The 23559-nt window shown below is 42.1% G+C and carries 20 protein-coding genes and 1 tRNA gene; 9 read left to right on the top strand and 12 right to left on the bottom strand.

Annotated features, from left to right (window positions below):
• Nucleotides 1-55: 55 nt before the first annotated feature.
• From HXY43_RS16275 to HXY43_RS16260, 4 genes are all read right to left on the bottom strand, one after another.
• Nucleotides 56-604, bottom strand: a complete 549-nt coding sequence (locus tag HXY43_RS16275) for a hypothetical protein (protein ID WP_290884671.1) — start codon at nucleotides 602-604, stop codon at nucleotides 56-58.
• Between the two features lie 198 nt (nucleotides 605-802).
• Nucleotides 803-1606 carry a twin-arginine translocase subunit TatC gene (tatC, locus tag HXY43_RS16270; RefSeq protein WP_290884668.1) on the bottom strand — a complete coding sequence of 268 codons (804 nt, stop codon included), beginning with the start codon at nucleotides 1604-1606 and terminating at the stop codon, nucleotides 803-805.
• Nucleotides 1607-1832: 226 nt separating this feature from the next.
• Nucleotides 1833-2048, bottom strand: a complete 216-nt coding sequence (locus tag HXY43_RS16265) for a hypothetical protein (RefSeq protein WP_290884664.1) — start codon at nucleotides 2046-2048, stop codon at nucleotides 1833-1835.
• A gap of 141 nt (nucleotides 2049-2189) precedes the next feature.
• The gene (locus tag HXY43_RS16260; RefSeq protein ID WP_290884661.1) at nucleotides 2190-2894 is read right to left on the bottom strand and encodes an ROK family protein; all 705 of its coding nucleotides are present in this window, start codon (nucleotides 2892-2894) and stop codon (nucleotides 2190-2192) included.
• 230 nt (nucleotides 2895-3124) lie between these two features.
• On the opposite strand from HXY43_RS16260, the gene HXY43_RS16255 reads away from it, so the two are divergent.
• The 4 genes from HXY43_RS16255 (at nucleotide 3125) to dusA (ending at nucleotide 6750) form a co-directional block, all read left to right on the top strand.
• A complete protein-coding gene (locus HXY43_RS16255; RefSeq protein ID WP_026733156.1) occupies nucleotides 3125-3928 on the top strand; it encodes a creatininase family protein in 804 nt (267 codons plus the stop codon).
• 174 nt (nucleotides 3929-4102) lie between these two features.
• Nucleotides 4103-4606: a 2TM domain-containing protein gene (locus HXY43_RS16250; RefSeq protein ID WP_290884656.1), complete on the top strand. Its 504-nt coding sequence runs from the start codon at nucleotides 4103-4105 to the stop codon at nucleotides 4604-4606.
• Nucleotides 4607-4708: 102 nt separating this feature from the next.
• Nucleotides 4709-5644, top strand: a complete 936-nt coding sequence (locus tag HXY43_RS16245; protein WP_290884653.1) for a nucleoside hydrolase — start codon at nucleotides 4709-4711, stop codon at nucleotides 5642-5644.
• A 65-nt stretch (nucleotides 5645-5709) separates the two neighbouring features.
• Nucleotides 5710-6750, top strand: a complete 1041-nt coding sequence (gene dusA / locus HXY43_RS16240; RefSeq protein ID WP_290884650.1) for a tRNA dihydrouridine(20/20a) synthase DusA — start codon at nucleotides 5710-5712, stop codon at nucleotides 6748-6750.
• A gap of 15 nt (nucleotides 6751-6765) precedes the next feature.
• Here dusA and HXY43_RS16235 read toward each other — a convergent pair whose 3' ends face one another.
• Nucleotides 6766-7548 carry an RNA polymerase sigma factor SigF gene (locus HXY43_RS16235; protein ID WP_290884647.1) on the bottom strand — a complete coding sequence of 261 codons (783 nt, stop codon included), beginning with the start codon at nucleotides 7546-7548 and terminating at the stop codon, nucleotides 6766-6768.
• A gap of 315 nt (nucleotides 7549-7863) precedes the next feature.
• Here HXY43_RS16235 and dhaK point away from each other — a divergent pair, with 315 nt between their 5' ends.
• Nucleotides 7864-8937 carry a dihydroxyacetone kinase subunit DhaK gene (gene dhaK, locus HXY43_RS16230; RefSeq protein WP_290884644.1) on the top strand — a complete coding sequence of 358 codons (1074 nt, stop codon included), beginning with the start codon at nucleotides 7864-7866 and terminating at the stop codon, nucleotides 8935-8937.
• 7 nt (nucleotides 8938-8944) lie between these two features.
• On the opposite strand, the gene HXY43_RS16225 is transcribed toward dhaK, so the two are convergent.
• Nucleotides 8945-10942, bottom strand: coding sequence for a glycosyl hydrolase family 28-related protein (locus HXY43_RS16225; RefSeq protein WP_290884642.1), 1998 nt, complete (start codon nucleotides 10940-10942; stop codon nucleotides 8945-8947).
• A 121-nt stretch (nucleotides 10943-11063) separates the two neighbouring features.
• Between HXY43_RS16225 and dhaL the strand changes: the two genes are divergently transcribed.
• On the top strand, nucleotides 11064-11696 hold the full coding sequence (gene dhaL / locus HXY43_RS16220) for a dihydroxyacetone kinase subunit DhaL (RefSeq protein WP_290884640.1): 633 nt from the start codon (nucleotides 11064-11066) through the stop codon (nucleotides 11694-11696).
• 539 nt (nucleotides 11697-12235) lie between these two features.
• On the opposite strand, the gene HXY43_RS16215 is transcribed toward dhaL, so the two are convergent.
• A tRNA-Phe gene (locus tag HXY43_RS16215) sits at nucleotides 12236-12308 on the bottom strand.
• A gap of 72 nt (nucleotides 12309-12380) precedes the next feature.
• Entirely contained in the window at nucleotides 12381-13226 is an 846-nt protein-coding gene (locus tag HXY43_RS16210; RefSeq protein ID WP_367161487.1) for a metal ABC transporter permease, read from the bottom strand.
• A gap of 130 nt (nucleotides 13227-13356) precedes the next feature.
• On the opposite strand from HXY43_RS16210, the gene HXY43_RS16205 reads away from it, so the two are divergent.
• The gene (locus HXY43_RS16205; protein ID WP_290884634.1) at nucleotides 13357-13770 is read left to right on the top strand and encodes a helix-turn-helix transcriptional regulator; all 414 of its coding nucleotides are present in this window, start codon (nucleotides 13357-13359) and stop codon (nucleotides 13768-13770) included.
• A 45-nt stretch (nucleotides 13771-13815) separates the two neighbouring features.
• Here HXY43_RS16205 and HXY43_RS16200 read toward each other — a convergent pair whose 3' ends face one another.
• On the bottom strand, nucleotides 13816-14613 hold the full coding sequence (locus HXY43_RS16200; protein WP_290884632.1) for a metal ABC transporter ATP-binding protein: 798 nt from the start codon (nucleotides 14611-14613) through the stop codon (nucleotides 13816-13818).
• Between the two features lie 62 nt (nucleotides 14614-14675).
• Complete coding sequence (locus HXY43_RS16195) at nucleotides 14676-15707, bottom strand: metal ABC transporter substrate-binding protein (RefSeq protein WP_290884629.1); 1032 nt, start codon at nucleotides 15705-15707, stop codon at nucleotides 14676-14678.
• Nucleotides 15708-16003: 296 nt separating this feature from the next.
• On the opposite strand from HXY43_RS16195, the gene HXY43_RS16190 reads away from it, so the two are divergent.
• Both HXY43_RS16190 and HXY43_RS16185 read left to right on the top strand, forming a co-directional pair.
• Complete coding sequence (locus tag HXY43_RS16190) at nucleotides 16004-17668, top strand: iron uptake porin (RefSeq protein WP_290884626.1); 1665 nt, start codon at nucleotides 16004-16006, stop codon at nucleotides 17666-17668.
• 476 nt (nucleotides 17669-18144) lie between these two features.
• Nucleotides 18145-20109, top strand: a complete 1965-nt coding sequence (locus HXY43_RS16185) for a GAF domain-containing protein (RefSeq protein WP_290884623.1) — start codon at nucleotides 18145-18147, stop codon at nucleotides 20107-20109.
• Between the two features lie 428 nt (nucleotides 20110-20537).
• On the opposite strand, the gene HXY43_RS16180 is transcribed toward HXY43_RS16185, so the two are convergent.
• Nucleotides 20538-22259, bottom strand: a complete 1722-nt coding sequence (locus HXY43_RS16180; protein ID WP_290884674.1) for an NFACT family protein — start codon at nucleotides 22257-22259, stop codon at nucleotides 20538-20540.
• Between the two features lie 123 nt (nucleotides 22260-22382).
• Nucleotides 22383-23261: a choice-of-anchor W domain-containing protein gene (locus HXY43_RS16175; protein WP_290884620.1), complete on the bottom strand. Its 879-nt coding sequence runs from the start codon at nucleotides 23259-23261 to the stop codon at nucleotides 22383-22385.
• Between the last annotated feature and the right edge of the window lie 298 nt (nucleotides 23262-23559).

Here is a 23559-nt window from a genome sequence, read left to right as displayed (position 1 = left end):
TAACCACTAACCACTAACCACTAACCACTAACCACTAACCACTAACCACTAACCACTATATTCTAGGAGCGGAAACTGGCCTCTGCTGCCTGACTGGAACTACCTCAAACTCAAAAGCAGCGATGCGGCGATCGTCAATATAGACTTCTATAGTATGTTTACCCATTGGATCGCCAGCAGCGATCGTCCAAGAGTTGGTAATCACACCGTCTTTTGTCAAGTCTGTGCGTTTTGTCTCTGCTGCTGTGCCATCTGTTGATAATGAAAAATTATCAGTATTAGTTGTACCCCATGTTTCTGGGCGTTGTGGTAATTGAAAGACTTCTCGCCAGGTTACTTCACCTTGGTAGTCCCTTAGTTGAACACGCCAACCGTATACGGTTCCTTCCTGAAGTGGCACTTTATTTGTTGGAATTAAGGTAACTTTTCCACTTTTCTCAACCCTGAGAACTCCGAACTCAACTTTATTGACAGCTATCGGTTGAGCTTTTGTATTATTCTGCGCCAGTATATAAGGAAAGTTGACAGGTTCACCAGCTAATACTGGAGACATCAGCCAAGAAAAAGTCAGTGCAATGCTGTAAACCCAAATTCTTGGTTGCATAATTTTTGCTGATCTAGAGTGATATTTATTGATAGATAAAGTGATTTCTTTTTTTGATGGCACAGGCAAAGTATTTTCGGTGTAGAGACGCGAAATTACCCTGCCCGAACGCCTGCGGCGTACGCGTCTCTACAAAGCCCAGAATCCTTGATCTAACATTGATTTTGATCATTCACATCAGACGTAATTCATAATTTTTTAATTACCTGTAAGCTTAACTAAGCCAATACCACCAAAATACAGTCCTAACACAGCTCCGGCTAGAAGAGTTTGAGTTAGGGGATCGGTAGATGGTGTAAGTACAGCTCCCAAAACCACTGCTCCTAAAACCACATAGCGCCAGCCAGAAAGCATTGTTTGTGATGAGACAATTTTTAAAGCGCCAAGTAAAATTTGGATGATTGGTATTTGGAATGCTAATCCTGTACTAAACAACAGCAACAAGACAAATTCAAAATATTTGTCAATTGACCACAACTGTTCTACAACATCTGCACCGTAGCTGATGAAGAATCTTAAAGCAGCTGGAATCAGTAAGAAATAGGCAAAAAATAATCCTGCCACAAACAACGCACTCGACCCTAGAACCACAGGGCCTAACAAACGGCGTTCTCGGCGAGTCAGTCCTGGGAGAACAAACTGAACAATTTGGTATAGAATGAAGGGACTAGAAATAACCAAGCCGCTGTAGCCTGCTACTTTTAAAGAGACAAAAAAGTACTCTCCGGGTGCGAGTTGGAGAAATTTTACTCCTTGGGCTGGCACTTCCAACCACTGGACAATCGGCTTAACGGCAATAAAGCAGCCAATAACGCTTATCGCTACGGCAATTAGCGCGTAAAAAATTCGCTGCCGTAACTCCTCTAGATGCTCAAAAAGGGTCATTTCGACCTCTCCTGGCAAATCATCGAGAGGATCGGTTTCTGATTTGTCGTATTGTTCGAGGTCAACAGCGGGAGTAGTTGTGGCAGTTGCCGTGTCAGTGTTTTGTGAAGGCGTCATGAGTCAGCGAGTGAGCATCATTTGTTAACTATTTTATCTAGGGCGGTAGCGACCGAGATATTTTTTGCCGTTGTCGCACGGAAGAGTTGCGATCGCATAGACTTAGCCTCGGAAAATTTTCAGCAAAGCTCATAGTTTTGACAACAGGAAGAGGGCAAAGGTTATTTCCCATCCCCTATTCCCAATGCCCATCACCCCATCCCCTCACCTTCTCCGCCAAGGGATACTAGTCATACTTTTTTTCCTTGTCAACTACCTGAAACTCGTTTGGAGTCAGCGACACCACAATATTTTCGTTATTCACTTGAATGAGCCAGTGATCGCTCGGTTGACCATCTACAAATGGCTCTCGACTAAGGACGACTCCAAATTTTCCGGCAACATAAGCCGGACTTAGAATTAAAACTTTGTCTCCTGCTTGAACATTCTCTGGGGTGTGCAAAAGCTCTGTTTAATCTAACGGTTCTTCAAAATGGAATTATACTAGTGAAATCCGATGTTAATAATAACCTAAAATTAACCTAAACTTAATCAAAGGTTTACGTTTGTTTGCCAACTTCTCAAAGTAGGCATCATGAGAAGATTAATCTCTCCACAAAGCAATTCCACCCAATAAGCCAGTAATATTAGGGATGATTTTTACATTTGTTGGTAGCTGACTTTTAATCCTTGTTGCTTCACCGCCACCGATGTAGAGGCTATCGTAATTAAACAACCGTTGCAAAGTTGCGATCGCTTTTAGTAAACGCCTGTTCCATTTGTTATCTCCAACCCTTTCTAGTGCTGCACGTCCCAACTGTTCTTCGTAAGTTTCGCCTTTTCTAAACGGATGATGTCCCATTTCTAAATTTGGCACTAATTTACCATCGACAAATAAAGCTGAACCAAATCCCGTACCCAGAGTAATTACTAATTCCACACCCAAACCTTGGATCGCCCCTAAACCCTGCATATCAGCATCGTTAATTACTCGCACAGGTTTGCTTAAGCGATTTGACAATACTGTTGCCAAATCAAACCCAATCCAACCTGGATCTAAATTTACGGCTGTTTCTGTGACTCCATTCCTTACTACACCAGGAAAACCTACCGAAACTCGATCAAATTCACCTTGAGTAGATGCCAACGTTTTAATTGCATTAATGACAACTTCTGGTTTGGGAGGTTGGGGTGTTTCCAGACGCGATCTTTGAGTCAAGGGATTGCCCGTAATATCCAAAACTATTGCTTTGACACCGCTACCACCAATATCAACCGATAGGGTGCGGATATTTTCTTTGTTGTTCATGTGGATTGTTCCTTTTTATATATCTACTATTGGCTGGTGATAATTTTCACCAATATAGGTAAAATTTTTGTTAAGAAAAACTCAGTAACATTAGGTAAATGTCCGTAAGTAAACCTAATTATGAAAATTGTTAGTAGTTAGTAGTTAGTTATTTACCACTAACCACTATCCACTAACCAGTAACAGCCATCACGATAACCACGTTTATTAATGCCTATTTCTTATTTCCCATGCATAGTTTCATTCCCCCAAAACGCTTTTTCCCTTACCTCAGCTGGACTGACATTCAGGCAATGCCAAACAAGGAAAATGTCGTATTGATTCAACCAGTAGGGGCGATTGAGCAACATGGCCCCCACCTACCGCTAATTGTGGATGCCGCAATTGGTGTAGCAGTATTGGGAAAAGCTTTAGAAAAGCTTGATGCAATAGTTCCTGCCTATGCCTTGCCAGCTCTCTATTATGGCAAATCTAACGAGCATTGGCATTTTCCCGGTACGATTACCCTAAGTGCAGAAACTCTGTTGGCAACACTGATGGAAGTGGCAGAAAGTATTTATCGTGCCGGGTTTAGAAAACTAATATTAATGAACTCCCACGGCGGACAACCGCAGGTAATGGAAATTGCTGCACGAGACTTGCACATCAAATACAGCGATTTCTTAGTGTTTCCGCTTTTTACATGGCGAGTGCCACATATTACCGGAGAATTGCTTTCACCTCAAGAAAAAAAACTAGGTATTCATGCTGGAGATGCTGAAACAAGCATCATGTTGTCGATCCTACCAGAACAAGTAAAGATGGAAAAAGCTGTTGCTGAGTATCCTCCAGAACAACCACAAGGTAGCTTGCTGAGCATAGAAGGGAAACTCAGCTTTGCTTGGGCAACGCGGGATTTGAGTAAAAGTGGGGTTGTTGGCGATCCTACAGTCGCAACTAAGGAAAAAGGCGATCGCATTCTTGAATCTGTATCTGATGGTTGGGTACGAGCGATCCAAGATATCTATGCCTTTAAACAACCCCAACCCAGCTAAAAAATTGAAAATTAAAAATTAAAAATTAAAAATGCGAAATTTACGCTAGTTTCGCAGCATCATGTAAATTTGCTAGCCTAGGAGAATGAAAGACGCATAGCTGGCGGTGGCACAGGTGCGTAAAATCTCCCAGCCAGTGAGACTTTTATTAAAAGTAATTAAAGAGACAGAATTATGACGGTGTTTGAAGCTCAATCCACCCGTTCCTACAGCCAAGAAGACGTACAGAAAATTCTACAGTTGGCGATCGCTCGTCAAGCCAGAGACCAAGAAAAAGAATTTTCTTACGAACAACTGTTGGAAATAGCTGCGGAATTAGAAATTGCTCCGGAAACCCTCAAATTAGCAGAACGTGACTGGCAAATTACCCAAGGAGAAATACAGCAGCGACAAGCTTTTAACGCCTACCGCATAGGAAGATTCAAAAAGCGCTTTGGCAAGTTTACAATTGTCAATGCTGTTTTGCTACTGGTAGATCTAATCGGTGGTGCAGGTCTATCTTGGTCGTTGTACATTTTATTATTTTGGGGACTGGGTGTAGGTCTGGACGCGTGGAATACCTTTCAGACTAAAGGCGAAGATTACGAAATGGCTTTCCAAAAATGGTATCGCCAGCATCAAATCAAACAAACAATCAATAAAGTTGTCAATAAATTCCTCAGCGCATGGCAAAGTTAGAAGCAGGCATAAAAATTATGAATTATGAATTATGAATTATGAAATTTTCAGCATCCATCATTCATAATTCCCACCTATTGCCCATTCCCCACTACCTTTTTCATGCGTAAGTTTATCATCGACACAGACACCGCTTCTGATGATGCCGTTGCTCTGATCATGGCGCACCGCTGGGTAGATGTCCATGTTGAAGCGGTGACGATTGTCAATGGTAACGTCTCCGTAGAACAGGGTGTGAAAAACGCACTGTACACACTCGAAGTGTGCGATGCTTCCACACCTGTATATATTGGTTGTGCTAAGCCAATATTGCGAGAATGTAGCTACGCCGATTGGTTTCACGGTGACGATGGCATGGGTAACATGTACTACCCAGACCCAAATAGCAAACCCCAGTCAGCACATGCAATAGACGCAATCATTGACACGATTAAAACCTATCCTGGTGAAATTACCTTAGTCACCCTAGGGCCACTTACGAACATCGCTACAGCATTATTACGTGCCCCAGAAATAGCAAGAAACGTGCAGCGTTGTGTGATTATGGGCGGTGCAGCCAATACAGTTGGCAATGTCACGCCAGCCGCTGAGTATAACATCTGGGTAGACCCAGAAGCCGCTAAGATAGTCTTTCATAGCGGTATGCCTTGTGAGATGGTTGGTTGGGAATTAAGCCGCCATGATGCAGAGTTGACTCCGGCTGAGATCGAAAAAATTACCAACTTCGGTACAAAAACAGCACGCTTGGCAATGGAGTGCAACAGAACAGCCTTGGATTCCTGCATGAAAATCCAGGCAGCCTCTGGTTTGATGTTACCCGATCCCCTAGCAATGACAGTTGCCCTTGACCCAGATATAGTGACGCGTCAAGGCAAATACTTTGTAGATGTGGAAATTACGAGCGAATTAACGCGGGGTGCAACAGTCGTTGATGAACTAGGAGTACTGCACAAAACCCCAAATATGACTGTAGTCTGGTCAATAGATATACCACGTTGGAAAGAGAATTTATATCATTGCTTGCGTTCGGAAAAGTAGAAGTTTCAGATTTATCTAAGATATATAGACATACACAGGTATTGCCTGCGATAGACTCTCTATTTATGACCTGTTTGAATCTAGCTACTTTCACTAATTCGGCGAGTTATGGCGCTTACCCCTTGAGTATCGCGCCAATGATGGATCGCACAGACCGCCACTTTCGATATTTTATGCGGCAGATTACGCGCTGCACTTTACTTTACACCGAAATGGTTACAAGTGCGGCAATTTTGCATGGCGACAAGGAGCACCTGCTAGGTTTTTCTCCTGCTGAAAAGCCTCTTGTCCTGCAAGTGGGGGGCGATCGCCCTAAAGAACTAGCCGAATGCGCTCGCATCGCTGAAGACATGGGCTACGATGGAATCAATATTAATGTTGGTTGTCCCAGCAGCCGCGTACAAGATGGCAATTTTGGGGCTTGTTTGATGGCACAGCCTCAACTAGTGGCAGAGTGTGTGGCAGCAATGCTCAATGCTACTCATCTCCCTGTCAGTGTCAAGCACAGGATCGGCATTGATGACCTCGACCACTACGAAGACATGGCGAACTTTGTCCGCATTGTCTCAGCAGCAGGCTGTCGGCACTTTACCGTCCACGCACGTAAAGCTTGGTTGCAAGGGTTAAGCCCAAAAGAAAACCGTGATATTCCACCCTTGCGTTATAGTGATGTGCATCGTCTGAAGCAGGAATTTCCCCACCTGTTTATTGAAATCAACGGCGGAATTATGAACTTGGAGATGGTACAGCAGCAGTTGCAGTCAGTAGATGCAGTGATGGTTGGACGTGCAGCTTACGATCATCCCTACCTATTTGCCACGGCAGATAGTGAAATTTACGGCAAAGTGGCGCAACCTCCAATCCGCCATGAAGTTGCCGAAGCGATGTTTTCCTATATAGATTTCTGGGTAGCAAAGGGTCTTAAGCTCAACAAAATCACCCGTCATATGCTGCAACTTTTTGCCGGACAACCGGGTAGTCGAGTTTGGAAGCGTCATTTGACAGAAAATTCCTGCCGTTTTGGAGCGGATTCTGTTGTGGTACGAGAAGCATTGGCACAAATTCCCGAATCTGCAGTAGTACCAAGCGTGAATTTCCCGGCTTGATGAGCGATCGCATATTTACGCAGTTGGTAACACTTGTGGTTGCAACATTGACATCAAATCGTTAATTCCCTTTTGCAGATACCGCGTTACCGTCATTGGACTGGTGCCAATTTTTTTCGCGGCATCTTTGCGAGAAAGTTCCTTCAAAAATACCAGTTCCACCGCCATACGAGGCTTTTCTTCTAACATATTGATTGCCCCTTGCAGTTGTTGCCGTTCTTCTTGTTGCTGTTGTTGTGCCGCAGAACGGGGACAGGGAAGCGCCTCACCCAAAGTGATTTGACAATCAATGTAATTAACCACCGTAGCATCTAAACTTAAGGGCATGCGGTTTTGTGCAGCTAACTTAGTTTCTTGCCATTCTTGCACAGATACCTTGAGTTGTTTGGCGATTTCCGAATCCTTAGGAGGACGACCCAAAATCTCTGCCAATTCCTTACGAACTTTTTGCCCCTCGTTATAGAGTTCTTGCCAACGGCGAGGAATTTTTAATAGGGTACTGCGATCGCGCAAAAAGTGCAGCATTTCACCCCGAATATAGGGGACAGCAAAGGAACTAAAAGCATATCCTTGACTGGGGTCAAAACGCTCAATTGCCCTAATGAGACCGAAGTAACCGATTTGCTCTAAATCTTCATAAGGCTCATTACATTGATGGCTGAATTTATGAGCCATTTTCCGCACTAAGCCAGTATGCAACTTTACAAGTTTATTGCGAAGTTCAATAGAGGGGTTGTGATGGTATAACCGTAATAATTCCATACCATCAGACCGCATAGAGGACTGACTTGCTGCCATAGAAATTCCTTTGTAGTAACTCCTATTTCTGAAAAACGGAGTTGCGTAAAAATTCACCTAAGCTGTAATTATTTTCCTTAGGAACGGTTTGATACACCATTCGTTGTTTCACTGAACTTATCTGGGGACTCACTCCGCAATTACGTATATACACGCAATTTTTTTGTGCCAATATCAGCTTGAAACGACCAATTACCAATTCCATTTGCGTGCATCAGTGGTCGATTTCTAAAATATGATTTTGGTCATAACCTTAATTTATAATTCTTGGGCCAGCAAAAAATTAAATCACCTCTGACTAAGAAAAACCAGATCATGAAAAAACTGATTAACAATCCAGCTGACTTTGTACGCGAAAGTCTAGAAGGTATGGCGATTGCTCATTCAAATTTAATTAAAGTCAATTTTGACCCCAACTTTGTCTGTCGAACCGATGCACCAGTAAAAAATAAAGTAGCAATTATTTCTGGGGGCGGTAGCGGTCACGAGCCGATGCACGCTGGCTTTGTGGGAATGGGAATGCTTGATGCTGCTTGTCCTGGAGAGGTTTTCACTTCACCTACACCCGATCAAATGCTGGCAGCTGCAAAGGCTGTAGATGGAGGAGCTGGAATTTTATACATCGTGAAAAATTACAGTGGTGATGTGATGAATTTTGAGATGGCCACTGAACTAGCCCGAAGTGAAGGTATGCGGGTACTGAATATTTTGATTGATGATGATGTTGCGGTGAAAGATAGCTTATATACTCAAGGACGAAGGGGTGTAGGAACTACAGTACTAGCAGAAAAAATTTGTGGTGCAGCAGCCGAGCAGGGTTACGATCTGCAACAAATAGCAAATTTGTGCAGACGGGTGAATCTCAATGGACGGAGTATGGGTATGGCGTTGACTTCCTGCACTGTTCCGGCCAAAGGTACACCGACATTTGAACTTGGCAATCAAGACATTGAGATGGGAATTGGGATTCATGGAGAGCCGGGACGAGAGCGCATGAGTTTAAAATCAGCAGATGAGATTGCAGAAATGTTGGCACTATCGATGATCGAAGATGCAGCCTATCAACGTACGGTGCGGGAGTGGGATGAAAAAAAAGGCGAATGGGTGGAAGTAGAATTAATCGATCCAACTTTTGAAAAAGGCGATCGCGTGTTAGCTTTCGTTAATAGTATGGGTGGCACTCCTGTTTCTGAGTTATATATTATTTACCGAAGACTAGCAGAAATTTGTCAAAAGCATGGATTGCTAATTGAGCGCAACTTGATTGGTGCTTATATCACTTCCTTGGAAATGCAAGGTTGCTCAATTACTCTACTCAAGCTCGATGATGAGATGATTAAGCTTTGGGATGCACCTGTGAAAACGCCGAGCTTGCAGTGGGGAATTTAAGTAAATTTTATTTGTTCGGTTGTTTGTCAAAACCAGTATATAGTAGCAAAACATGTCCGTTAGTAGTCATTCTGGCAGGTATCTGATCTCTGGTAAGTTGTTTTGTCTGCAATCCGCGTGTTTCCTCTACCCATAACCGTAGTGGTCGAGAGTTTTTCTTCTGAAAATATGCGTCAGCTACACCAGAGAACGAAGCAGAAGCATTGACGATGTGGAAGAGTGGCTCTTCTAGACCATTTGTACCATTAGCATAAATTAGCCCACCTAGGAGTTCAGTAAAGCCTCCATTGGTAGTTTTAATTTTTGTTTTACCTTGTTCTGTTTTCATGCCAAGAATCCAAAGATGTGCTCCTCTATTAAGCACATTAGTTTCTGTCCGAATTTCAGGATTCAACTGGCGTGCCCAAACGTGTTGAGCGGAATTGAGAAATCTCACTTGACGTATTACAGAAACATCATCAATAAATAAATTCCCAGTACTGTTGCTTTCCAAGATCAAGTTATTAATACTGCGGTAAACAACGGTTCGATTAGCAAAATTCTTCCATTTCAGCTTAGAATTATATGGAATGAAGAAATTTTCAACAATTAGGGTTGGTTCACTGCCGTTATCTGCTAATATTTCTCCTTTTCCATCCAGCAATCCACTTGTGCCAATAAATCTTCGCACTTTTCCTCTGATTCGGAGAGAACCGTTGATTGTAAAATTTCCAGAATTAGGTACAAATACTGTCGTAGCACCAGAATCAATGGCCGCTTGAAAAGCAGCAGTATCATCTTTTTTATCGTTTGGAATTGCACCAAATTTCTCCACACTGACCCATTTTTTTGGATCGTCCCAAGCCAATTTAGGAAATGGTTTGATTGGCAGTTGCAGCGATCTTGATGATGAAGGGAACTGGGATATGATTGGGCGGGAAGTAAATTCTTCAATCTTAGAGCCTTTAACCTGGGCTTTCGTTCTTACGGCATTGTTTGCGAGAACTCCTTTGTATCCAGAAGAGACTACATTTCGCGCATAAAGAAATCCAGCAGAAGAAATTGCTGGAATATTTTTTGCCTTACCGTGACCTATAAGTTTGGCATTAACAAGTGTCAAAGTGCTACCGAGGTCGCAACCTTTGTGAGGATTATTGCCGTTGATAATTGCTCGAACAGAATTAAAGCTGTTGAAACCCTCAAGACTGATTACTTGTCCGCCATTAAATATACCTACTCGATTTTGATCGCGGACTGTGATATTTTGCATCGTAATACTATTAATACAAGTGTTAGTACGTATACCACTGTCAAATCCTATAATTTCAACATCCTCTATCAACAGAGGGCCAACTTCACCGTGTGTTAAAGCTAAACCTGTTGTGCCGCTTCTATCTTCAGAGATAATCTTGACGCTTCGCACTGCTCCTTGATTGTGGGCGGCAAAATTGAGTCCTTCTGCCCCATAGTTATTCTTCCCTAGTTTGATAGTCAAATTTCTAACTGAATTGCCAAAGCGTTGAGCTACTCTACTGGCTTTAATATCTTCCGAGTTGGGATCTAGCTTTGGGTCAAATCCTGTAGAAATAACCGGTCGAGGTTTGGTTGGGTTCTGGAATCCAGGAGAGTTATTCTTGAGGCGAATAACAACTCCATCGCGGCTTTGCCCTTGGAGTATAGTACGTTTGTAATCAGAACTGTAACGTTTTCCACGAGGCCAATGCAGAGTATCAGAGATATCATATACACCATTGGGCAAGTAAATAATTCGTCCTTGATTGGGAAACTCACTGAGTGCTTTTTGGATAGCTTGGGTATCATCTTTGCCATCGTTGGGTTTAGCTCCATATTTAGGCGCAGTGACATCTATTACTCCAGCATTTTTTGGAAATACGATATTCTCTTGGATATTTGGGGCAGCTTGCGCGATTTCAATCTCAGAGTTTTTGGTACGGTCAACGCAAGTGCCTGTGATAAAAGCAACACAAAGCAAGCAAGGGAGTTGTTTGAAGACAGATACTTTCACAGAAAACACAAGTTGATGTTCTCTTAGATACTTTACTACTCTCTATTACGTGCATCAAAGGTAGAATCCGTAAAAACTCGGTTAGGTTTTATGATGACTGCGTCAAACCGGAGGTTTAAAAATGGTAATAAAAGGACAGATTTTACAATGGTTGCAAAGATTTGCTGCTTTGGTGGAGGAGAACAAAGACTATTTGACAGAATTAGATGCTGCCATAGGTGATGCGGATCACGGTATAAATATGGAGCGTGGTTTCAAAAAGGTAATGACTCAGTTACCGAGTGTTGCCGATCAAGATATCGGTAACATTTTGAAATCGGTAAGCATGACTCTAATTTCTACGGTTGGTGGTGCTAGCGGCCCGCTTTATGGCACATTTTTTTTACGGGCAAGTACAGTGGTAGCTGGCAAACAGGAACTAACTGACCAGGATATGCTGGCAATGCTGCAAGCAGGATTAGATGGCGTCATTGGTCGTGGCAAGGCACAATTAGGCGATAAAACAATGGTAGATGCCCTATCACCAGCTGTAGCGGCTTTTGAGCAGGCATTGGTAAAAGATCAAGGTATGCAAGCAGCAATGCAACAAGCTGTATCTGCGGCTGAAAAGGGAATGCAACAGACAACACCAATGCTAGCCAAGAAAGGCCGCGCTAGCTATCTAGGAGACAGAAGTGTGGGACATCAAGATCCAGGGGCGACTTCTACTTATTTGATGTTGAAGAGTTTGCTAGAAACTATTGCGATCAACTAATGTGTTTTTTACTTGCATAATTTTCGCGGTCAAGATGTCCGCACTACACAATATTTATAGTGTTTCTCGCTTTGCTGCAATACAGTTGTAACCTCACCCCCTAACCCCCTCTCCGCAAGCAGAGAGAGGGAATTTATTTTGCCCTCCTCGCATGTGGGGAGAGGTCAGACCATACTGCTATATTTGAGAGTTTCTAGATAATCATTCAAATTTCGAGCTTATAGTTTCTCGTTTTGAGCTTGAAGATTCTCGTTTCAAACTAGAAGTTTCTCGTTTTAAACCTGAAATTTCTCGTTTTGAGCTTGACGTTTCTTATTTTGAGTTAGAAGTTTCTTGTTTTGAGTTAGTATTTTAACTCATGTCTTTAGAGCAACCAATCGCGATCGCTAAAATCCAATCCCGGAAAATATTTAGGTCAATCAGCGCGCCCTAATTTACTTCCAAAATTTGACTAACCCCGTCCAAAAATGGCTAAAATGGGGTTTTTGTGTAAACAGAAAACCCCTGGAAGTCTTGCTTACCAGGGGTTTTGCTTATGATGCCAGGAACCGGATTTGAACCGGTGACACGAGGATTTTCAGTCCTCTGCTCTACCAACTGAGCTATCCCGGCGATCGCGTTTGTATTCAACGATTAACCAGTATATCAAACCTTAAATAAGATTGCAACTACCTAAAGAAAAAATTACGTAGTTTTGATTGTCAACTTGATCCAACTGAAAACGGCTACGAAGACTAGGAACTGAACAAGCACAATACTCGGGCCAGAAGCAAGGTTGAAAAGACCCGATACGATAATGCCAGCAATGCTAGTAATGGAGCCAACAATCACCGATTGTAGCAAAAAGCGGCGAAAGTGATGACCAATCAGTTTGGCAGTGGAGGCGGGAATTACCAAAAATGCATTTACCAGTAAAACGCCGACAGCTTTAATTGCTACGGCAACTGCTAGTGACAGCAAGATGACAAACCCGTATCGATACAATTGTACTGGAATTCCTTGAACTTTTGCCACATCAGGATTAAGGGTTAGTAAAATTTGTTGGCGCAGGGTTGATAATAGAAATATGCTGCCTGCAACAAGCACCAGCAAAGTTAAAATCAGGTCTGTTTGATCGATCGCCAAAATATCGCCAAATAATACTGCCATCAAGTTGCCGCGGTATCCTTGGATAAGGCTACTCAAGATCACGCCGATCGCTAATGCTCCTGATAGGACTATACTGAGTACGCTATCACTAGCTAAATCAGTTTTGTCGATAAAGTAGATCACAAGCACTCCAAACACCAACGTGAAAGGCAGCAGCATCCAGGTGGGATTTAACTGTAGCAGCACACCTAATGCCACACCCACTAATGCCGCGTGACCGACAGCATGGCTAAAAAAAGATAACTGGCGCAGGGTGACAAAACAGCCAAGTAAACCGCCCAATATTCCCATAAATACAGCACCAGCAATCGCTCGCTGCATGAAGGGAAACTGTAGCAATGTTACTAAGTCATTTGCAGTGGTGACGGCTAACCAGCTTATGTGGCAATCATTAAACAAATTTTTTCCTCGTCATTTATACGGTGATATTTATATTTGAAGTATATAATTTATTAGCTTGCATTCAGTAATAATTGTTATATAAACTAGATGTTTATAAGTTTTTTACAATATGTCAGGCAAAAATACTTTTGCTTCCACGGTTACTAATTCTATTCCTCAACCAGAAGTTATCCAATATAATCAGCAATCTCAAACAGATAGCGATCGCGTGCAACCATCTGCAATTGAGGTTCTCAGCAGCGACAAAGCCCAGCGGATGGCGGAATTTTTTAGTTTTTTAGGAGATCCTAATCGTCTGCGAATTCTCTCTCTTTTAGCTGAAAAAGAACTTTGTGTTAGCGATTTAGCAGCTGGGCTGAATATGAGTGAATCTGCTGTATCTCATCAGTTGCGAAATTTACGGGTGATGCGCTTAGTTAGTTATCGCAAGCAAGGTCGTCATGTTTTCTACAGCCTCCACGATAGTCATGTTTTGCATCTTTACCAGTCTGTCGCTGAACACCTAGACGAAAAGGATGAATGATCAAAAATTTCATAATTCATAATTCATAATTCATAATTCATAATTCTAATGATGGTGTTGGTAGCGACTAAACCCTGGGCCGTAGGTTGCTAAAAGATTTTGTGGTGAGAGGGCAATTTCTGGTACTCCGGTACAAACGATAGTTTGGTTAAGACAAATTACGCGATCGCAATAGCGACTGACCAGATCGATATCGTGAGAAACTTGCAATATCGTCCAACCTTCTTCCTGCTTCAGTTCATTCAGCAAAGTATAAAAATCTGCTGCACCTTGTACATCTACTCCAGCAAAAGCTTCATCCAATACCAATAGTCTTCGAGGCATTACCAAACAGTAAGCCAGCAATACCCGCTTTAGCTGACCACCACTGAGAGTACCAATCGCTTGATTTCGCAGATGGTAAGTATCAGTTCGCCGTAAAGCTGTTACTACTGCTGCTGCTTTTTCTTGATTTTGCTGCCATAGCCTTTTAAAAAATGAAATTTCCCTTTTCCCTTTTCCCTTTTCCCTTTTTCCTTCTTTGACCCATCCCAAACCTACCAATTCCCCAACAGAAATCGGAAAGCTGCGGTCAAAGATAAAATGCTGTGGCATATATCCTAACTGATGACGCAAATGCCCCAGTCTAGAAATTGGCAAACCAAATATTTCTATGTTGCCACTACTTCGCGGAATCAAATCTAAAACTGCTTGTACCAGAGTACTTTTACCCCCACCATTGGGGCCGACTATGGCAGTGTTGGTTCCTGGCAACAATTCAAATGAAACATCGCGAACAGCTAGATAGCTACCTTTGTATACACTCAACCCTTCTACTTTGACAACAGGAATATCAATATTCATTAGTCATTAGTCATTAGTTATTAGTCATTAGTCATTGGTCATTCACAAATGACAAAGGACATCTATTTGCAAGCTGATTCTAAAGTTTGTAAATTCTTCTGCATAGCCTGGAAGTAATACTGTGGTTCTTTGGAACCTGTTTCCAAAGAATCTAATTCACGCAAAGTTAAATTCAAGTCACGAGAAAGGCTTGTCAGCAATTTATTATCCGTTCCTGGTTCGCCAAATAAAGCTTTGACGTTGTACTTTTTGACGGCATTGACTGCTTTTTGCACATCCGTTGGTGTCAGTTGATCTTCAGGAATTTCTACTACTGCCACTTGTTTAAGGTTATAGCGTTTTGCCAGGTATGGATAGGCATCATGGAAAGTCACAAAGGTGCAGTTGGGGTACTTTTGTAAAGTCTGCCGATATTGATTATCTAAATCTTCTAACTGCTTGATATAAGCTGCTGCATTTGCCTCATAATTGCTTTTATTCGCAGGGTCAGCCGCAATTAAGCCATCCCTAATATTGATAACTTGTTGTTTTGCCAAAACAGGATCTAGCCAAACGTGGGGATTACCTTCAGCATGTTCGTGAGTATGTCCGTGGTCGTGTTCTTCCTCTTTGTTCCTCGTTTCTACCACAGGTGAAATTTCTTCCAAGGCTTGAATATTCTTGCTGGCTGAAATTTTTTCCAATTTAGGATTCTGGGCATTTTTGACCGTGTCTTCCAGAAATTCTTCTAAGCCCAAGCCATTTTCTACCAACACATTTGCTGTGGCGATCGCTCTCACATTTTCTGGTGTCGCTTGATACTCATGTATTTCCGTGCCAGGAGGAACCAAAACTGTCACATCTGCCACATCCCCAGTGACAGCCTTGGTAAACCAATACATGGGTAAAAACGTTGTTACCACTTTGATTTTTCCCGAATTGGTTGCAGGCGTGGATGCAGCCTCTTGTACTTGCGGTGACTGTTCGGTAGTTCCTCCTTGTTTTGTATTTGTTTGACTACAGCCAATCCCAACAGACAATACTAACAAGGCAATTAAGGATACTATGCCGCTTTTGTATTGATCTTTTCTACTTTTTATCTGAGTCCGCTTCACAGTCTTCTCTCCTCCTAAAAGATGAGGGTTTTCGTTTGTCAGAAACCCTATTGATAATTAGACTTATTCTAACTATACTATAAAAATAAGTATCATTCTCATTGACAACTTGTATCAAAATAGTAAACATGTTTGTTTTTGGAATCCGTTTTAGAATGAATTGCTTAGTTATTATTTCCAGACTTTGTGTTAAAAAATTTGCCAATAACTGATAAATTAATCGAAAACGCTTTTTAATAAAATCTGCTTTTATTAAGCAGAGCCGGGGGCAAATTAAAAAGTAGTGTGAGGAAAAAATGCAAAAATCTTGGAAATCTCTGTTGGTTAGCCCAGCAGTTCTCGGCACAATATTACTAGTTGGTAATACCGCAATTGCTGGAGAAACATCTCCAACATCGGAAGTTAGTGAACCGAATTTGGTAGTCACTCCAGAAAAAAAAGTTGGAAATAATACTCAAGAACAACAAATAGCACAAGTGACCTCGGTTTCTCAGCTGTCGGATGTACAACCAACAGACTGGGCATTTCAAGCTTTACAATCACTGGTAGAACGCTACGGTTGTATTGCAGGCTATCCAAATAGCACTTATCGCGGTAATCGACCGCTGACGCGATATGAGTTTGCTGCTGGTTTGAATGCTTGCTTAGACCGCGTTAACGAATTAGTTGCTACAGCCACAGGGGAGTTAGTAACAAAAGAAGATTTAGCGACATTACAAAAACTGCAAGAAGAATTTTCGGCAGAACTAGCGACTCTGCGAGGTCGTGTGGATACGCTGGAGGCAAAAAATGCTGAATTGGAAGCGAATCAGTTTTCTACAACTACCAAACTGACTGGACAAGTAGTCGCTGTAATCAGCGATGTTTTGGGAGGAGATGATGTCAATGATGTAGATGTTCGAGACAACAATACAACTTTTGGAGCGCGATCGCGCATAGAATTGAACACCAGCTTTACAGGGAAAGATACTCTGTTTACCAGGCTTCAGGCAAATAATATTCAAAATCCTGAGATTGGCACACCAGAGGGTAGCTTGTTCTTTGCTGGTGATGATGGCACCACTGATGTTTTCATTGATGCACTGTGGTACAGATTCTCGCCAACCGAAAGTACAGAAGTGATTGCTATTGCCAATGCAGGCGCAGCAGACGACGTTACCAGTACAGTAAATCTTTTTGACGGAGATGGGGCGTTTGGTGCTTTGTCTACCTTTGGTACACGTAACCCTATCTATTACCAAATGGATGGTGCAGGGTTGGGTGTCACCCAAAACTTCAGTGATTCATTAGCACTCAGTTTGGCATATTTAGCGAGTTCACCCAACGACCCATCTGATGATAATGGATTGTTCAACGGGGGTTACGGCGCTCTAGCACAGTTGACTTTTCAACCAAGCGATCGCTTTACCGTTGGCTTGACTTATATCAATGCTTACAATCAGGAACTGGGTACTGGTAGTAGACGTGCCAATCCTATATCCTTCCTTCAGTCTGAACTTACTCCTCCTGCGGATGTGACTGGAGAACCAGAACCGGTGAGTGTACCATTTTCCAACAATTCCTACGGTCTACAAGCATCCTTTCAATTCAGCGATCATTTAGTTTTGGGTGGTTGGGTTGGCTATACCAATGCCAAGAACTTATCCACTCAAGGAGGGACTATTGACCGTGGCAAGCTTGACATTTGGAACTGGGCAGTTACTCTTGGATTTCCCGACCTTGGTACTAAAGGCAGCTTAGCGGGCATCATTGTCGGGATGGAACCGAAGGTGACAAGTTCCAGTATTGATCAAATCAACGAAGACGAAGACACTTCATATCACATTGAGGCTTTCTATCAGTATCAGGTGAGCGATAACATCACTATCACTCCCGGAGTTATCTGGCTAACCGCACCCGATCATAACAACAACAACAATGATGCGATCGTTGGTGCATTGAGAACTACCTTTAGTTTCTAAGATTTTACGGTTACAAAACCTCCAGACTATAGTTCTCAGGCCATTGCCTGAGAACTATTTTTTGCAACTATAGGAATCCGGTTTGATTATTGAAAAAATCTAAGTACACGTAGGGTGTGTTACGCTACCCGATAACACACCCTACGTATCTTTTCAAAAATCAAATACTAGTTCTATATTACATTCTAAAACCCAGCATTACTGTTGAGCTTAATATTTAACCGGTTGCGATGTTAGATTCCCTGTCCTTGTTAATGGTGGGGGATTGGGTATTAGTGAGAATTATGAATGATGAATGCGATTGGGCTGAAAATTTCATAATTCATAATTCATAATTCATAATTTTTATACCCCAGTCCCCAGTCCCCTTTAATTAGGTTGTTAAAAAATGTTGTGAAAAGGCGGAAATGCCTTGCAATCTCTGGAAAGTTTGTCAGATTTACCAAAAGCAATAATTCTCAACCATAAATTAAGAAATGCAATTTAGTATCCAGGAAAAAGACTTAATACGCCGCATTACAAACCATATCCGTCAAAAGCTAGAACTGCAAGTCATCTTGACCGCAACAGCGGCAGAGTTACGTTCGTTTCTGGAAGTTGATAGAGTGAAAATTTGCAAATTTAATCCAGATGGGAGTGGTCAAGTCATTGCTGAATCTGTAGATAATAATCATCTACCCTCAGTGTTGGGGCTAATTTTTCCTGGGGATGAAATTCCACCGAAAATTCGTGAATTGTACGTTAAAGTACGAGTGCGTTCGATTGTAAATGTTGATACCAAAGAGATTGGTCAAAGTGCTCTGTATAATTCAGAAACAGAGGAGACGATCTCTAAAGAGATCCGCTACCGCTCTGTAGATCCCTGCCATCTGGAATATTTAACTGCGATGGGAGTGAAATCCTCTCTGGTGTTACCCATTCTGCATGATGAGCAACTCTGGGGACTGTTGGCGTGTCACCACTCACAGCCACGTTCAATTCCAGAATCGGAAGTGGAAACGATGCAGATGGTTGTCGATCAGCTGTCAATAGCGATCGCCCAAAGCACCTTCCTCAACCAAGCTCCTGAAAGAGCCACACGGGAAGCTACGATCAAGAACATTGTCACCCTGCTGCACTCACTATCCTCCATTGAGTTCCAGCCAGCTTTAGCACAAGCCGTCATTGCCTTCGGTGGTTCTGCTGGCAGACTTTGCATCAGAAATGAAGCATTGGCTCTCCAAGACGGCTACGTCAAAAGCTTTGCAGACTGTTTGGAAGCCTCCAGCAATCACCTCAAGGTTTATGTCTACGGCAAACAACCCGTAATGCCAGAATTGGCAAAATATCCATTGATAGAGCAATATAGCATTTGGCAGGAACACTATAAGTCTCATAATTATGATGTTTGGGCAATTTCAGACATCTATCAAATTCATGAATTGCGTTTTTTGCAAGTTGCCTTACAATCAACCAAAATTCGTAGCATCTTGATGATTCCACTCCTGTATCGTCAGGAATTACTAGGATACTTAAGTATTTCCCGGGACGACGTGGAAAAAGAAACCCTGTGGGCAGGAGAATCTGACCCCGACAGGCGTCAACTATACCCTCGTCAATCGTTTAATGCTTGGCGAGAATCCAAAAAGACTCAACCTCGTGAGTGGACGGTCGAAGAAATCGAATTGGCGGATGAGATAGGTAAACAATTTGCCTCTGCTGTTCACGAACATGAGCTACACCAACAGTTACATACGCTCAATACCAACTTGGAAAGTCAAGTCCAAGATGGCAAAACCAAGCTGCAACAGTCAACGAAACTACAACAGGCGTTGCTTGATGTTGTTGCTAATATTCAAGCCTGTGTTGATCTAGATACGATCTTTCAAACAGCTATCAAACAGGTGTGCCAATTACTGCAAGCTGAGCGTGTTTCCATTCGTCGCTTCCTTAAAGATGGGAGTGATGAATTTAGCAGTGATTTTGAGGTAGCTAGCCCAGAGTGGTCAAATTTGTCCCTACTCGGCATCAACACACTTTGGAACGATACCTACTTACAAAAAACACAAGGGGAACCTGACCGCAACAACGAAGCATTTGCGGTGGATGACATCTACAAAATAGGATTTATTCCCTCTGACATCGAAATTCTCGATCAATATCACATCAAAGCCTTTGCGATCGCTCCTATTGTTGTTGGAGAAAAACTCTGGGGTTTACTAGCAGCTTATCAACACTCCCAGCCTCGCCACTGGCATTCATCGGAAATAAAATTCCTCAGTCAGATGGCTGCCCAACTTGGAGTGGCAATCCAGCAAGCTGAATTAATTGCACGATCGTGTCAGCAGGCAAATGCATTACAAAATGCAACACAACAAAAGCAGGCATTGTTAAGAGTTTTTACCAAGATGCGGCAATCCATTCACTTCCCTACGCAAAATACCGAGTTTGAAGATTTTTGACCAAAATTAGGGGTAGGGTCGAGAGCAAATGCATCTAATTTGCCCAAATTAAAGCATTTCGGAAATCTCTAATACCAAAAGGTATAACTGTTAGATAAAAAAAGACCAGCCTACCACAGCTGGTCTATTGTCTATTAATAAAGTTATTCTTTACGTTGTCTTCTCGATAGAGTAAAACCCAAATATCACGTTCCCAAAACGCAACGGGCAATTTTTCTTAACATTATTGTAACAGTCAACACAGATTTTTAGTTTATTTTTATCAAAAAAAGAAATAGTTAAAGAAAATTAGCCTCTATCTTTAAGAATAATTCACCAAACAGCAGTAGGGGGAGTGGGAGAGTGGGAGATGGGGAGAATAACCACTAACCACTAACCACTAACCACTAACCACTAACCACTAACCACTAACCACTAACCACTAACCACTAACTCTTAACTAACTGCGGTTGTCCCCAAATGATGCGTTCCTGTTTGTAAATCGCAATTCCTGGCTTGGCTCCCTTGGGTTTGTAAACGTGCTTTGGCTGAGTGTAAACTACTGGTATCTGGTCACTTTGACGAGCGCGACTGTAGTAAGCAGCAAGATTGGCAGTAAATTGCAAATCTGCTTCCTCTGGAACAGCACCAGGTTTTAGCCGCAGTAGCACATGACTACCTGGAATTTCTTGAGCGTGGAACCACAGGTCATAATCCCCAGCGATACGAAAAGTTAATTGGTCATTTTGGCGATTGTTGCGACCGATTAATACTTCAAAACCGCTGGGGGTGAGGTAACGATAAAAATTGTTAGTGTTTTCGTTAGTATTACGGCTGCGATACTCTGGATCTTCTAAGTACTTTTGTTGAACTAACTCCTCACGGATTTCTTCTAAAGCTTGTAAATCTTCTGGTGTTTGGTAGTTTTCTATCTGAGCGATCGCAGCTTCGACTTGTTCTAAATACTCTATTTCGGCGTTAACTTCTGCTAGTAGCGGTTCAACAGCAGAACGAGCACGTTTGAGTTTTTGGTGCTGTTTGTATAGATTTTGAGCATTTTGCACAGCATTTTTATCTGGTTCGAGCCTAATTATTACTGGTTTACCAGTCTCAAAGTCAGGGAGGCTAATTTCCTCCATTCCAGGTTTCCAGTCCTGTAGGTACGCCATCAACAAATCAGCCTTAGTCCGATACTCATCTGCTCGATCGGACTGCTGTAAGCGTTGCTCAAAAGTTTGTGCCTTCAGCCGCAATTTTTCTAAAATGTTACTGAGCTTCTGACTCAATTGATGGCGCAGTTGCGAGAAGGTTTGTTGATTTAGCCAATCGCTGTAGTAGCGGTTAATTAATTCTTGAACATCTGTTGCTGATTCAATTCCACCCCAACCAAGTACAGTGTACCCTTCTGCTGTCCAGGCTGGTTGAAATTTCTCGTCTGCCAAGACTTTTAACCATTCTTGCCAACGCGCAAATAATTTTTGCCAGTCGTCAGGTTGTAGAGTATCGGTGTTAGCTTCTGGATCGATGTTTGCAGCTAAAAGCATTGACTGTAACAGCGCTGGAGAGACGCCACGATAATTTTTCAGCAACTGTCGTTTGATTGCTCCCGGTATTAAACTGACTCGTTCTTGCCAGCGTTGCTGCGATTCATCCAAACTAGGTATGGCATTAGTGAGACTGGGTGGAGTTTCATAAGGCTGTCCGGTAAGAATGGGACGGACGCTAGATTTTTGTTGGTTGACTTGGTGGGCGACGGTGATAATAATATTGCTGGCATCGGTGAGAATGACGTTGCTGTATTTGCCCATGATTTCTATGTACAGGTGATACAGCGCTGGTTCTCCCGGACGACGAGCAAATTGTAAATCGACGGCACGTTCCCAAGGTGCGATCGCCTCAACTGCTACCAATGCCAAACCACCCAGCTGATGAACTAGTTGTTGGCTAAAGGTAAAAGTATCTGGCGATCGCGGTGGTGGATTGCCGATGTGCAGGCGCGCTGCTTGGGGATGCCAGGAAACTTCTAGCCAACCTCGCCCTTTGAGAGTACGTAGCGCTATCGAAATAGTATGGCGATCGCGTTGGTAAACCTGTTCCAAGCGCGACGGTAGCCAGTTAGCACGGATGTCGCTACAAATAGCTGTGAGAGTAGTAAAGTCAAATGTTTGCACAACGTTAGTCGTTGCCGTTCCAGCATCGAGTGTCAGTTTAACCTGATTTAAACCCATAAATGCACACCAACAATAACTTCGTTGGTGTGCATTTGTGTTTATCAGGAGTTTATCAAAATGAATTTAAGCAGGCTGTTGAACTACTTTCTTTCTTTTAGTGTAACCTACACCTACAATACCAGCCAAGAAAATAGCACCGACTGTACCTGGTTCTGGAACTGTTTTCTGCTTTTTCAGACTACCACCTTTGATTTGGTAAGCAAGCTCTGCTCCCTTGACAGTATTGATGTTCTGAGAATTGAATTCAAAAAATAGCGTTGATTTACCAGTGAGTGTAAAATCTCCAACTAGATCGCCGATCAGCAAATAATCAACATCAGATGATTTGGTTGCATTTTGAGAACTTGCAGAACCAAAAGAACTGATATTAGTCACCTTACCATTCTGTATCAGCTTTAGGTCGCTTAATAATACACTGTTGCTCAATGTTTCTACACGCTGGTTATTGTTGTTTTTATCGATTTTAAAGTTATTTGCTCTAGTGCGCAGAAAAAGGTCTGTGAAAGCTCCAGTAATCTGGTAATTAACTAACTCTTGGCCGCCAACAGTATACTTGACATTTGAACCTTTGACTTCCAAGCTAAAATCTACAGCTTTACCACTATCAAAATCAAACTGTCCTGAAGTAGCAACACCGAAGTTTTTCTTAAGGGCGGGAGCAGAGCTATTAGGATCGTAAACGATGTCAAATAGTTGTAATTCTGTATCTCCACTTAAGGGTTTTGTTTGCCAGGCATTATTACCAATTTGACTTTGAGCAACAAATTCTTCTATGTAATCGCCACTAGAAATTAATGCATTAAAGTCATCATCTGTGAATCCCGATTTATATTCAAATGTAACTGCTTTGGCAGGGTTAGGTGCCATAAATAACCCCATAGTTACTAGTCCTAAAGCGTAAATAAGTTTATGTTTATTTCTAATTTTCTTGAAAGATAGCATTGTATTTCCTTTAATTAGCTGATGATTAGTGATATTTGCACCACAAATAAATTTTCACAACTGATAGCTTGTTCTTTCATTTGCAATTTAGAAAATTATTTGCAGTTACAGTCGTCAACCAAGATAAACAGTTGTATATCCCAAGATTAAAATATTGATTCTTTTTGTGTCGATAAAAAATTTTTTATTTTACTGAAACTTTTCTCTGAGATAAAAATTTTGTTTTCAGTCAGGGTAAATACTGCACCAGCTATCAGATATGATATTTTTGTATGATTAAAAAGAAGATAACAACAAC

This window comes from Fischerella sp. (assembly GCF_013388695.1).
Taxonomy (GTDB): Bacteria; Cyanobacteriota; Cyanobacteriia; order Cyanobacteriales; family Nostocaceae; genus PCC9605.
Note: the sequence above shows the minus strand (reverse complement) of the source record. Positions and strands in the feature narration are given on the sequence as shown.